Below are 13,082 nucleotides of genomic sequence, written 5' to 3'. Positions count from 1 at the left end.
GCTCAGGCCTGGGCCAGCGCGTTGAGCTTCTCGACCGTGGCCCAGTTGCGCGTCGTGCCGGCCTCGCCCAGCTTCTTCAGCAGCGCGACGGCGGCCTTGCTTTGCAGGATGCCGTTGCCGCACCACAAGTAGGCGGCGTTGGCGGTGACGACGAAGCGCTCGCCGCTGTCGGCGGCGATGGCTGCGGCCGCCTGGAGCGCATCGGCGTTGGCCGTGATGGCGACCAGCAGCCGGCTGGGGTCGTCCGCCTCGGCGATGCCATGCGGCGCCGCAATGGCAGCCCATTCGGCCGCGGTCTTCAGGATGACGGCGGCATCGACGCCGAGTTGCCCGGCCACGGCCTTGCGGATCTGCGGCGCCGTGAGCTTCTTCTTCGCGTCGAACACCGCGTTGCCGCTGTTCAGCAGCGTCGCGACGTTGGTGGCGCCGAGGTCGGTCAGCACGGCCTTGAGGTCGGCCATGGCCAGGCGCTTGGCCTTGCCGACATTGATGCCGCGCCACAGCGCGACCTGGCGCATCAGCTCATGCCCTGATGACGCAGCAGCGCGTCGATGCTGGGCTCGCGGCCGCGGAAGGCCTTGAAGTTGTCGATCGCGTCGCGCGCGCCGCCTTGCTCCAGCACCTCGTTCAGGAAGCGCCTGCCGGTGGCAGCGTTGAACACGCCTTCTTCCTCGAAGGCGCTCCAGGCGTCGGCGCTGAGCAGCTCGGCCCACTTGTAGCTGTAGTAGCCGGCCGCGTAGCCGCCGGCGAAGACGTGCGAGAAGCTGTGCTGGAAGCGGTTGAAGGCGGGCGGGACCAGCACGGCGACCTCGGCGCGGACCTCGTCCAGCACCTTCTGCACGTCGGCCTCAGTACCCGGCTCACCATGCAGGCGCATGTCGAACAGCGCGAACTCGATCTGGCGCAGCGTCATCAGCCCGCTCTGGAAGTTCTTGGCCGCGGTCATCTTGTCGAACAGCTCGCGCGGCAGCGGCTCGCCGCTGTCGACATGGCCGCTCAGCTGGCAAAGGACGTCCCACTCCCAGCAGAAGTTCTCCATGAACTGGCTGGGCAGCTCGACCGCGTCCCACTCGACGCCGGAAATGCCGGACACGCCCAGGTCGTTGACCTGCGTCAGCATGTGGTGCAGGCCGTGGCCGAACTCGTGGAACAGCGTGATGACGTCGTCGTGCGTCAGCAGCGCGGGCATGTCGCCCACGGGGGACGCGAAGTTGCAGGTCAGCAGCGCGACCGGGGTCTGCTGCTCACCCGTGGGCTTGAGCCAGCGGCTGCGCACCTCGTCCATCCAGGCGCCGGGCCGCTTGCCGTTGCGGGCGTACAGGTCCAGGTAGAACTGCGCGATGAGCTGGCCGCCGCGGCGCATCTCGTAGAACTTGACGGTCTCGTGCCAGACCGAGGCCTTGGCTTCGGAGATGGCCACGTCGAACAGCCGCTCGATGATGGAGAACAGGCCGCCGACGACTTTGGGCGCCGTGAAGTACTGCTTCACCGTCTGGTCGCTGAAGGCGTAGCGGGCTTCCTTGAGCTTCTCGCTCCAGTAGGACACGTCCCAGGATTCCAGCGGCTGGCCGTTGGCGAACTCGCGCAGTTCCGCCAGGTCCTTCTCGGCGAAGGGCCGGGCGCGCTTGGCGAGGTCGCGCAGGAAGGATTTCACTTCGTCGGGCGACGAGGCCATCTTGGGGGCCAGCGACACCTCGGCAAAGCTGGCATAGCCCAGCAGCTGGGCCTCTTCCTGGCGCAGCGCGACGATCTCGCGCATGGCGGCGGTGTTGTCCCACTCGGGCTTGCCCGACTCACTGGCGCGGGTCACGTAGGCGCGGTAGAGCTTCTCGCGCAGATCGCGGTTCTCGGCGTACTGCATCACCGGCAGGTAGACCGGGAAGTGCAGCGTCAGCTTGTGGCCGCCGTCGTCCAGCCTGGTGGCGTCCAGCACGTCCTGCGGCACGCCGGCCAGTTCCTCGGCCGTCGCGATGTAGCTCCAGCCGTCGGTGGCGTCCAGCACATGTTCGCTGAACTGCTGCTGCAGCTCGGCGCTGCGCTCCTGGATGGCGGCGTAGCGCTCACGGGCTTCGCCTTGCAGTTCGGCGCCGGACAGCACGAAGTTGCGGATGGCGTGCTTGAGCACCTGCTGGCGGGGCGCGCTCAGGCTGCTGCCTTGCGCGGCGAGCACCGCCTTGTACTTGGCGAACAACGCCTCGTTGGCGCCCATCGCGGTGCTGAACTCGGTCACGGCCGGCAGCATCGCGTTGTAGGCCTCGCGCAGTGCCGGCGTGTCGGCGACGGCGTTCAGGTGGCCCACGGCGCCCCAGGCGGCGCCCAGTTGCTCGGTCGACGTGTCCAGGATGCGTGAGAGCGCGTCGTAGTCGGCCGGCGTCTCGGGCTTGGTGGCTTCGTCCAGCGCCACCTGGGCGTTGGCGAGCAGCTGCTGGATGGCGGGCTGCACATGCTCGGGCTGGATGGCCGCGAACTCGGGCAGGGCGGCGGTGGAGAGCAGAGGGTTGGTCATGTCAGGCGGACTTGGCGGCACGTTCAGCGGATTCAAGCGTGTTGACCAGCAACATGGCAATCGTCATCGGGCCGACCCCACCGGGCACAGGGGTGATCCAGCCGGCCACGTCCTTGACGCCGTCGAAGTCCACGTCGCCGCAGAGCTTGCCCTCGTCGTTGCGGTTCATGCCCACGTCGATGACGACGGCGCCGGGCTTGACCATGTCGGCCGTCAGCACGTTGCGCTTGCCCACCGCGGCGACGATGACGTCGGCCTGGCGGGTCATCGCGCCCAGGTCGGCCGTGCCGCTGTGGCAGACGGTGACGGTGGCGTTGGCCGCCAGCAGCATCAGCGCCATCGGCTTGCCGACGATGTTGCTGCGGCCGATGACGACGGCGTGCTTGCCTTTGAGGTCCTTCATGCCGATGTGTTCCAGCATCTTCATGCAGCCGTAGGGCGTGCAGGCCTTGAAGCCCGGCTCGCCCACCAGCAGCGCGCCGGCGCTGGCGACGTGGAAGCCGTCCACGTCCTTGGCCGGCGAGATGGACTCGATGACCTTGTGGTCGTCGATGTGCTTGGGCAGCGGCAGCTGCACGAGGATGCCGTGGATGCTGGGGTCGTTGTTCAGCGCGTCGACGCGGGCCAGCAGCTCGGCCTCGGTCATCGTCGCGTCGTACTTTTCCAGCCGCGAATGGATGCCGGCCTCCTCGCAGGCCTTGACCTTGTTGCGCACATAGACCTGGCTGGCCGGGTTGTCACCGACGAGGACGACGGCCAGGCCGGGTTGGTGGCCCTGGGCGGTCAGCGCGGCGGCGCGGGTCGCGGCTTCGGTGCGCAGTTGCTTGGAGAGGGCGAGGCCGTCGATCAGTTGGGCGGTCATAAAGGGAACTCCAGAAAGCAAAAAGGCCGCTTCGTCAGCGGCCTCTCGAGTGAATCAGTAACTCAAGCCTTGGCGGTCGCGCCCAAGGCAATCTTGAGCAGGTCCGCCACCGTGTTGGCGTTGAGCTTTTCCATGATGTTGGCGCGGTGCGCCTCGACCGTCTTGATGCTGATGCCCAGGTCGTCGGCGATCTGCTTGTTCAGGCGGCCGGCGACGATGCGCTCCAGCACCTGCGCTTCGCGCGTCGTCAGGCGGGCCAGCAGGGCGTCGCGGCTGGCGGCTTCCTGGTGGCTGGAGAAGGCCTCGCGGGCCTGGTCGAGCATGCGCTCCACCAGGGCCAGCAGCTCTTCTTCCTTGAAAGGCTTCTCGATGAAGTCCATCGCGCCCTTCTTCATGGTCTGCACGGCCATGGGCACGTCGCCGTGGCCGGTGATGAAGACGATGGGCAGCGGGCTCTTGCGCTCGATCAGGCGGTCCTGCAACTCCAGGCCGGTCATGCCGTCCATGCGGATGTCGGCAATCAGGCAGGCCACTTCGCGCGGGTCGTAGCGGGCCAGGAAGGATTCGGCGGAGTCAAAGCATTTGACGCGGTAGTCCTTGCCTTCGAGCAGCCATTGCAGGGAGTCGCGGACCGCTTCGTCGTCATCGACAACGTAGACGTTGCCCTTCTTCGGGATCAAGCTCATGGTGTGGTGGGTTCGGTTCGCTGAGCGCTGCTGGCAGGACCGTTGGCGGGGTCGGGACGCAGGTGTTCGGAAGTGATGGTGACCGGTATCGTGAATGCGAATCGGCAGCCAACGACCAAGGAGCCATTGTAGAGGTTCTCGGCTTTTATCCGGCCCTGGTGGGACTCGACGATAGACCGGCATAACCCTAATCCGATGCCCAGGCCATCGGCCTTGGTGGAGAAGAAGGCCTCGTACATGCGGGCGATCACTTCATCGGGCAAACCCGGGCCCATGTCGGTCACCGAGAACTCGATCTGGCCGCCCATTTCTGCGCTGTGCTTGGGCACGACGCGCAGCTCGATGTGGCGGCGCGAGGTGGGCAGCGACGCGTTGTCGATGGCCTCGGCGGCGTTCTTCAGCAGGTTCATCAGCACCTGCTCGATGAGGATGGGGTCCACCATCAGCTGCGGCAGGCGCTGCGCCACGTAGGTGTGGATGGCCACGGTGCGGCGGCGCAGTTCGATGCCGGCCAACTCGACCGCATCCTCGACGATGTCGGCCGCGTGGGCGGGCTGGCGCTGCGGCTCGCTGCGCTTCACGAAGTTGCGGATGCGGTGAATGATCTGGCCAGCCCGCTCGGCCTGCTTGGCCGTCTTGGTCAGCGCGGCCATCAGCGCGTCCTTGTCGATGCTGTCCGCGCGCACGCGGCTGACCATGCCGTTGCAGTAGTTGGTGATGGCCGTCAGCGGCTGGTTCAGCTCGTGGGCGACGCTGGAGGCCATCTCGCCCATGGTCATCAGCCGGCTGGTGACCTGGGCCTTGTCGGCCTGCAGCGCGGCCTGCGCCTCGGCGTGGCGGCGCATCGTGATGTCGGTGGCGATCAGCATCTGCGCCAGGCGGCCGTCGGTCCACTGCAGATAGCGGGCCCGCACGTCGAACCACATGGCCAGCGACTCGACATAGACCTCGCGCGGGTCGGAGCCGGTCTCGGTCAGCGCCTCGGCGGGCAGGCCGGAGTAGTCGTCGACCTCGTCGGCGCCATCGTCCAGCGCGCCGCGCCGGCTGGTCGTGCCCAGCAGGTGGCCGCCGGCCAGCAAGGCGTGGCCGGCCGGGTCGGCGCCGAACCACAGGCGGTAGCTGCGGTTGGCGAACAGCAGCTCGGGCGGCTGGACCGACAGCACGGACACGGCCGCGTCCAGCCCCTCCAGCACGGTGGTGAAGCGCTCGTGCGAGGCCGACAGCTGGTCGCGCACCCGCTTGGCCTCGGTGATGTTGGTCATCGAGGTCATCCAGCCGGTCTGCTTGCCCTTGGTGTCGACCAGCGGCGACACGTAGACACGGGCATCGAACTGGCTGCCGTCCTTGCGCTGGATCTTGACCTCCACGCCGCCGGACGGGCTGCGGCCTTGCAGCTCCTGCTGCAGCAAGCGCGCGTTCTCCTCGCGGCGATCCGTGGGCCAGAAGGGGTAGGGCGGTGTGCGGCCCACCAGGTCGGCCTCCGAGAAGCCGGTCATCGCGCAGAAGGCCGGGTTCACATAGGTGATGCGCGTGTCCATGTCCATGGCGCGCATGCCGGTCAGCATGGAGTTCTCCATCGCCCGGCGGAAGTTGGTCTCCAGCGTCAGCGCGTTCTGGATCTGCGTGCGCCGGCGCATGTGGCGCCAGGTGCCCAGCAGCATCCACACCGTCAGGCCGGCCAGCGCCAGCACCAGCCAGAAGAGGGCGTTGCTGATCAGGCCGATGGACGTGCGCCAGCCCTGGCCGCGCAGCACCAGGCCGTTGAGCGCCGGTGCCAGCGGCACGTCGTGCAGCAGCGATGCGCGGCGATGCACCTGGCCCGGCATGGGCGTGACGGTACTGCTGACGATCTGGTCGCGCGCATCCAGCACAGCGATGCTGTGGCGCGTGGCCACCTCGCTGGGCACGTAGTAGCGCAGCAGCGCCTCGACGGTGTATTCGGCGATCAGCACGCCGGCAAAGCCGCCGCGGTCGATCAGCGGGATGTGCAGCTGGAAGACGGTGATGCCGTTGGCGTCGGCAAAGGGCGGCGAGTAGACGGGCTGGCGCCTTTCCTTGGCGGCCTCGAAGGCGATCTCGGCCGCGTTGGACTGGTTGGGCATGGGCATGGACGGGTCGTTGCCCTCCGCCGACATCAGCCCGTCGGCCTGGAAGCCCGCCGCGCCGACGCTGCTGCGGCGCTCGCGCTTGGCGCTCAGCCAGGTCACGTGGGTCAGCTCCGGTCGTTCGCGCGCAAAGGCCTGGGCCTGGGCGGAGAACTCGTGTGCGTCGATCTGCCGCGTGACGACCTCGCGCGCGATGCGCACCAGCTGCTCCTGGTTCTCGATCAGGCGCAGGCGGATCTGCTGCTGGGAGATCTCGGTGTCGCGCTTGACGGACTCGGTCTCGCGCTCGATTTCTTCGTTGCGCAGGTACCAGAAGGCCGAAATGATGGCTGCCAGGAACAGCAGCACCGAGATCAGCGGGCCCAGCGTGGCCAGGCGGTCCTGGCGCGAGGGCGACTGCCGGAACCACCAGGTCGCGATGAGGCGGCGCAGCGGTGCAAGCAGGCGTTGGCCGCGGCTGCGGGTCTCGGAAGCAGGGGAGTCGACGGGCATCCGGAAATTATCCGGGCGTGTTGCACCGCGATGAATATTTCATATTAAGAAATCATCTCGCACCATTTGGGAAATGCAATGGCTTGTGAGACACTGCGCCCCGCTCGCGGGCTAGGTCTCGCGTCTCGCATCCTGTTAGAACTGTCACTTCCGCCCGCAGAGGTGGATTCATTAGGAGACCGGCCATGTCCGCCCAGCCGCAAGAGTTTCTCGGCGCCGCCGCGAACGACAACGATCCGACGGAAACCCGTGAGTGGCTGGATGCCCTCTCGGCCGTCATCGGCGAGGAGGGTGGCGACCGCGCCCACTTCCTGCTTGAAACCCTGATCGACCACGCCCGCCAGGCCGGCATCGACGTGCCGTTCTCGGCCACGACGGCCTACGTCAACACCATCCCGACCGACCAGGAAGAGCGGTTCCCCGGCAACATCGAGATCGAAGAACGCCTGCGCGCCTACATGCGCTGGAACGCGATGGCCATGGTGGTGCGTGCCAACAAGCACAACCCCGAGGACGGCGGCGACCTGGGCGGCCACATCAGCTCGTTCGCATCGCTGGCCACCATGCTGGGCTGCGGCTTCAACCACTTCTGGCATGCCGACGACGGCGTGCACGGCGGCGACCTGCTGTACATCCAGGGCCACAGCGCCCCCGGCATCTACGCCCGCGCCTTCATGGAAGGCCGCATCACCGAAGAACAACTGATCAACTTCCGCCAGGAAGTCGACGGCAAGGGCTTGTCCAGCTACCCGCATCCGAAGCTGATGCCCGAGTTCTGGCAGTTCCCGACCGTCTCGATGGGTCTGGGCCCGTTGATGGCCATCTACCAGGCGCGCTTCCTGAAGTACCTGCACGCCCGCGGCATTGCCGACACGAGCAAGCGCAAGGTCTGGGTGTTCCTGGGCGACGGCGAGATGGACGAGCCGGAATCGCTGGGCGCCATCGGCCTGGCCGCGCGCGAGAAACTGGACAACCTGATCTTCGTCGTCAACTGCAACCTGCAGCGCCTGGACGGTCCGGTGCGTGGCAACGGCAAGATCATCCAGGAGCTGGAAGGCGAGTTCCGCGGCGCGGGCTGGAACGTCATCAAGCTGATCTGGGGCGGCTACTGGGACCCGCTGCTGGCGCGCGACAAGGACGAGCTGCTGCGCAAGGTCATGATGGACACCGTCGACGGTGACTACCAGGCCATGAAGGCCAACGACGGCGCCTTCGTGCGCAAGAACTTCTTCGGCAAGCATCCCAAGCTGCTGGAGCTGGTCTCCAAGATGAGCGACGAGGACATCTGGCGCCTGCAGCGCGGCGGCCATGACCCGCAGAAGGTCTACGCGGCGTATCACAAGGCCGTCAACACCGTCGGCCAGCCCAGCGTGCTGCTCGTGAAGACCGTCAAGGGCTTCGGCATGGGCAAGATCGGCGAAGGCAAGAACACCGCCCACCAGACCAAGAAGCTGCAGGACGACGACATCCGCGCGATGCGCGACCGCTTCAACATCCCGGTGTCGGACGAAGACCTGCCCAAGATCCCGTTCTACCAACCGGCCGAAGGCTCGCAGGAACTGAAGTACCTGCACGAGCGCCGCAACGCGCTGGGCGGCTACCTGCCCAAGCGTCGCCCCAAGACCGACGAGTCGCTGAAGGTGCCCGACCTGGCCACCTTCCAGGCCGTGCTGGATCCGACGGCCGAAGGCCGCGAGATCTCGACGACGCAGGCCTATGTGCGCTTCCTGACGACGCTGCTGCGTGACAAGGAACTGGGCCCGCGCACGGTGCCCATCCTCGTCGACGAGGCGCGCACCTTCGGCATGGAAGGCCTGTTCCGCCAGATCGGCATCTACAACCCCAAGGGTCAGCTCTACACCCCGGTCGACAAGGACCAGGTCATGTACTACCGCGAGGACAAGGCCGGCCAGATCCTGCAAGAGGGCATCAACGAAGCGGGCGGCATGGCCAGCTGGATCGCCGCGGCGACGTCGTACTCGACGAACAACCGCGTGATGATCCCGTTCTACGTCTACTACTCGATGTTCGGCTTCCAGCGCATCGGCGACCTGGCCTGGGCCGCCGGCGACATGCAGGCCCGCGGCTTCCTGCTGGGCGGCACGTCCGGCCGTACGACGCTGAACGGCGAAGGCCTGCAGCACGAAGACGGCCACAGCCACATCCTGGCCGGCACGATCCCGAACTGCGTGTCCTATGACCCGACCTTCGCGCACGAAGTCGCCGTCATCATGCAGCGCGGCCTCAAGCGCATGGTGGAGGACCAGGAAAACGTCTTCTACTACATCACGCTGCTGAACGAGAACTACCCGATGCCGGGCCTGAAGGCCGGCACCGAGGACCAGATCCTCAAGGGCATGTACCTGCTGGAAGAAGCCGACGCGAGCAAGTCCGTCGCTGTCAACCTGCTGGGCTCAGGCACCATCCTGCGCGAAAGCCAGGTCGCCAAGATGCTGCTGGAAGAGGACTGGGGCGTGGGCGCCAACGTGTGGAGCTGCCCGAGTTTCAACGAACTGGCCCGCGACGGCCAGAACGCCGAGCGCTGGAACCTGCTGCACCCGACCGAGCTGGCCTGCGTGCCCTTCGTGACGCAGCAACTGGGCCACACCAAGGGCCCGGTCATCGCCTCGACCGACTACATGAAGAACTACGCCGAGCAGATCCGCGCCTTCATCCCGCGCGGTCGTTCGTACAAGGTGCTGGGCACCGACGGCTTCGGCCGCTCGGACTTCCGCTCCAAGCTGCGTGCGCACTTTGAAGTCAACCGCCACTACATCGTCGTGGCCGCGCTGAAGGCGCTGGCCGAGGACGGCGCCATCCCCGTCGAACGCGTGGCCGAGGCGATTGCCAAGTACGGCATCGACGTCAACAAGATCAACCCGCTGTACGCCTAAGAGCCCGGGAGACAAGACATGGCATTGGTTGAAGTCAAGGTTCCCGACATCGGCGATTTCGACGAGGTCGGCGTCATCGAGGTGCTGGTCAAGGTCGGCGATACCGTCAAGGTCGAGCAAAGCCTGATCACCGTCGAAAGCGACAAGGCATCGATGGAGATCCCGTCGTCGCAGGCCGGCGTCGTCAAAGAGATCAAGGTCGCCGTGGGCGACAAGGTCAAACAGGGCAGCGTCGTGGTGATCGTCGAAGGCGAGGGCGCTGCCGCGCCGGCACCTGCGGCCGCTGCTCCGGCGCCTGCCGCTGCGGCCCCCGCCCCGGCGGCCGAGCCTGCAGCCCCTGCGCCCGCGGCCCCTGCGCAAAGCAGCGGCCCGGTCACCATCGAAGTGCCCGACATCGGCGACTTCGACGAGGTGGCCGTCATCGAGGTGCTGGTCAAGGTGGGCGACACCGTCAAGGTCGAGCAAAGCCTCATCACCGTCGAGAGCGACAAGGCGTCGATGGAGATCCCGTCGTCGACCGCCGGCGTCATCGAAGAGCTGCTGGTCAAGGTCGGCGACAAGGTGGCCAAGGGTTCGCCGCTGGCCCGCGTGAAGGCTGCCGGTGGCGCTGCTGCTCCGGCACCCGCGCCCGCAGCCGCGGCGCCTGCTGCTGCGCCGGCCCAGGCCTCTGCACCGGCACCCGCCGCGTCCGATGCCAAGACCGTGCCGACGGCCGCGCTGCCGCCGCACCAGCCCGTCGCGCCGACCGGCAAGCTGCCGCACGCCTCGCCCAGCATCCGCAAGCTCGCTCGCGAGCTGGGCGTGCCGCTGGCCGAAGTGAAGGGCACAGGCGCCAAGGGCCGCATCGTCGAGAGCGACGTGCAGGGCTTCGTTAAGGCCGTCATGTCCGGCTCGGTGCAGACCGCCGCGCAGAAGGCCGTCGCGCCTGCCGCTGCGGCTGGCGGCGGTTCGGGCCTCAACGTGCTCGCCTGGCCCAAGGTCGACTTCGAGAAGTTCGGTGCCGTCGAGCGCAAGGAGCTGTCGCGCATCAAGAAGATCTCGGGCGCCAACCTGCACCGCAACTGGGTGGTCATCCCGCACGTCACCAACCATGACGACGCGGACATCACCGACCTCGAAGCCTTCCGCGTTCAGCTGAACAAGGAGAACGAGAAGGCCGGCATCAAGGTCACGATGCTCGCCTTCATGATCAAGGCGGCCGTTGCGGCGCTGAAGAAGTTCCCCGAGTTCAACAGTTCGCTGGACGGCGACACGCTGGTGCTGAAGAACTACTTCCACATCGGCTTCGCGGCCGACACGCCCAACGGCCTGGTCGTGCCCGTCATCAAGGACGCCGACAAGAAGGGCATCTTCCAGATCACCCAGGAGATGGGCGAACTGGCCAAGAAGGCCCGCGACGGCAAGCTGGGCCCGGCCGACATGAGCGGCGGCTGCTTCTCGATCAGTAGCCTGGGCGGCATCGGCGGCAAGTACTTCACGCCCATCATCAACGCGCCTGAAGTCGCCATCATGGGCGTCTGCAAGAGCAGCATCGAGCCCGTGTGGGACGGCAAGGCCTTCCAGCCGCGCCTGATCCTGCCGCTGTCGCTGAGCTGGGACCACCGCGTCATCGACGGCGCGGCGGCCGCGCGCTTCAACGTCTACTTCGCTTCGCTGCTGTCCGACTTCCGTCGGATCGCGCTGTAAGAAGGAGCTGAACTCATGGCAATCATTGAAGTTCAAGTTCCGGACATTGGCGATTTCGACGAAGTCGGCGTCATCGAGGTGCTGGTGAAGGCCGGCGACACCGTCAAGGTCGAGCAAAGCCTCATCACCGTCGAGAGCGACAAGGCGTCGATGGAGATCCCGTCGTCCGCTGCCGGCGTGGTGAAGGAATTGCGCGTCAAGATCGGCGACAAGGTCGCCAAGGGCTCGGTCGTGCTGACGCTGGAGTCCGCCGATGCGGCCGCTCCCGCGCCGGCTCCTGTGGCGGCTGCACCCGCACCGGCGCCTGTCGCCGCAGCACCCGCTCCGGTCGCCGCGACCTACACCGGCAGCGCCGACCAGGCCTTCGACGTCGTCGTCCTCGGCGGCGGCCCTGGTGGCTATTCGGCCGCCTTCCGCGCGGCCGACCTGGGCCTCAAGGTCGCCCTCGTCGAGCGTTACGCGACGCTGGGCGGTGTCTGCCTGAACGTGGGCTGCATCCCGTCCAAGGCGCTGCTGCACGTCGCGGCCGTCATGGACGAGGTCAGCCACATGGCCGACCTGGGCGTGGCCTTCGGCGAGCCCGAGGTCGACTTCAACAAGCTGCGAGCGCACAAGAACAAGGTCACCGGCAAGCTGACCAATGGCCTCACGGCCATGGCCAAGATGCGCAAGGTGACGGTGCTGCGTGGCGTCGGCTCGCTGCTGGACGCGCAGAACCTGAAGGTCGAGGCGACCGAGGGCGCGACGGGCCAGGCCAAGACCGGCGCGGTGCAGACCGTGGCGTTCAAGCGCCTCATCATCGCGGCGGGTTCACAGGCCGTGCGCCTGCCCTTCCTGCCCGACGACCCGCGCATCGTCGACTCCACGGGCGCGCTGGAGATGAACGTCGAGGCCGTGAAGATGCTCATCGTCGGCGGCGGCATCATCGGCCTGGAAATGGGGACCGTGTACTCCACGCTGGGCACGCGTCTGGACGTCGTCGAGATGCTGCCCACGCTGATGACCGGCGCGGACCGCGACCTCGTCAACGTCTGGCAAAAGTTCAACGCGCACCGCTTCGACAACATCATGTTGAACACGAAGACGGTGGCCGCGGAAGCCAAGCCCGACGGCATCTGGGTCAAGTTCGAAGGCGAGGGCGCGCCGGCCGAGCCGCAGCGCTACGACCTCGTGCTGCAGGCCGTGGGCCGCACGCCCAACGGCAAGAAGATCGGTGCCGAGAACGCCGGCGTCATCGTCGGCGACCGCGGCTTCATTCCGGTCGACGTGCAGATGCGCACCAACGTCTCGAACATCTTCGCCATCGGCGACATCGTCGGCCAGCCCATGCTGGCGCACAAGGCCGTGCACGAGGGCCATGTGGCGGCCGAGGTCTGCGCCGGCGAGCTGCTGGGCAATGCCGAGTACGCCAAGAGCCAGTTCGACGCCCGCGTGATCCCGAGCGTGGCCTACACCGACCCCGAGGTGGCCTGGGTGGGCATCACGGAGGACGAGGCCAAGGCGCAAGGCATCAAGGTCACCAAGGGCTTGTTCCCGTGGACGGCCTCGGGCCGCGCCATCGCCAACGGCCGCGACGAAGGCTTCACCAAGCTGCTGTTCGACGAGGAAAGCCACCGCATCATCGGCGGCGGCATCGTCGGCACGCATGCCGGCGACATGATCGGCGAGATCGCGCTGGCCATCGAGATGGGCGCGGACGCGGTGGACATCGGCAAGACCATCCACCCGCACCCGACGCTGGGCGAGTCGCTCGGCATGGCCGCGGAGGTGGCGCACGGCTCCTGCACGGACGTGCCACCGGTGCGCAAGCGCTGAGCTGCGCGCAAGCAGACAAGGCCGGCAATGCCGGCC

8 protein-coding genes are annotated in these 13,082 nt (G+C 67.1%); 3 read left to right on the top strand and 5 right to left on the bottom strand.

From position 1 onward, the window contains the following. Positions 1–2: 2 nt before the first annotated feature. The 5 genes from AC1D29_RS01105 to AC1D29_RS01085 all read right to left on the bottom strand — a co-directional run bounded on the left by AC1D29_RS01105 (position 3) and on the right by AC1D29_RS01085 (position 6,651). The gene (locus AC1D29_RS01105; RefSeq protein WP_477893901.1) at positions 3–518 is read right to left on the bottom strand and encodes a DUF1697 domain-containing protein; all 516 of its coding nucleotides are present in this window, start codon (positions 516–518) and stop codon (positions 3–5) included. Further along, positions 518–2,506, bottom strand: coding sequence for a M3 family metallopeptidase (locus AC1D29_RS01100; protein ID WP_477893899.1), 1,989 nt, complete (start codon positions 2,504–2,506; stop codon positions 518–520). The genes AC1D29_RS01105 and AC1D29_RS01100 overlap by 1 nt, the downstream gene beginning before the upstream one ends. Position 2,507: 1 nt before the next feature. Next, on the bottom strand, positions 2,508–3,368 hold the full coding sequence (gene folD / locus AC1D29_RS01095) for a bifunctional methylenetetrahydrofolate dehydrogenase/methenyltetrahydrofolate cyclohydrolase FolD (protein WP_477893897.1): 861 nt from the start codon (positions 3,366–3,368) through the stop codon (positions 2,508–2,510). Positions 3,369–3,430: 62 nt separating this feature from the next. After that, the gene (locus AC1D29_RS01090) at positions 3,431–4,054 is read right to left on the bottom strand and encodes a response regulator transcription factor (protein WP_056195018.1); all 624 of its coding nucleotides are present in this window, start codon (positions 4,052–4,054) and stop codon (positions 3,431–3,433) included. Then, positions 4,051–6,651, bottom strand: a complete 2,601-nt coding sequence (locus AC1D29_RS01085) for a PAS domain S-box protein (RefSeq protein ID WP_477893895.1) — start codon at positions 6,649–6,651, stop codon at positions 4,051–4,053. Before AC1D29_RS01085 ends, AC1D29_RS01090 begins: the two co-directional genes overlap by 4 nt. 185 nt (positions 6,652–6,836) lie before the next feature. On the opposite strand from AC1D29_RS01085, the gene aceE reads away from it, so the two are divergent. The 3 genes from aceE to lpdA are packed head-to-tail and all read left to right on the top strand — an operon-like array spanning position 6,837 to position 13,046. After that, positions 6,837–9,545: a pyruvate dehydrogenase (acetyl-transferring), homodimeric type gene (aceE, locus tag AC1D29_RS01080; RefSeq protein WP_477893893.1), complete on the top strand. Its 2,709-nt coding sequence runs from the start codon at positions 6,837–6,839 to the stop codon at positions 9,543–9,545. Positions 9,546–9,563: 18 nt separating this feature from the next. Continuing rightward, positions 9,564–11,231 carry a dihydrolipoyllysine-residue acetyltransferase gene (gene aceF / locus AC1D29_RS01075; protein WP_477893891.1) on the top strand — a complete coding sequence of 556 codons (1,668 nt, stop codon included), beginning with the start codon at positions 9,564–9,566 and terminating at the stop codon, positions 11,229–11,231. A gap of 15 nt (positions 11,232–11,246) precedes the next feature. After that, a complete protein-coding gene (lpdA, locus tag AC1D29_RS01070) occupies positions 11,247–13,046 on the top strand; it encodes a dihydrolipoyl dehydrogenase (RefSeq protein ID WP_477893889.1) in 1,800 nt (599 codons plus the stop codon). Positions 13,047–13,082: the final 36 nt, after the last annotated feature.

Source organism: Roseateles sp. P1_C6 (assembly GCF_056406315.1).
The sequence above is the reverse complement of the archived record's forward strand: the minus strand, read 5'-3'. Positions and strand labels throughout refer to the sequence as shown.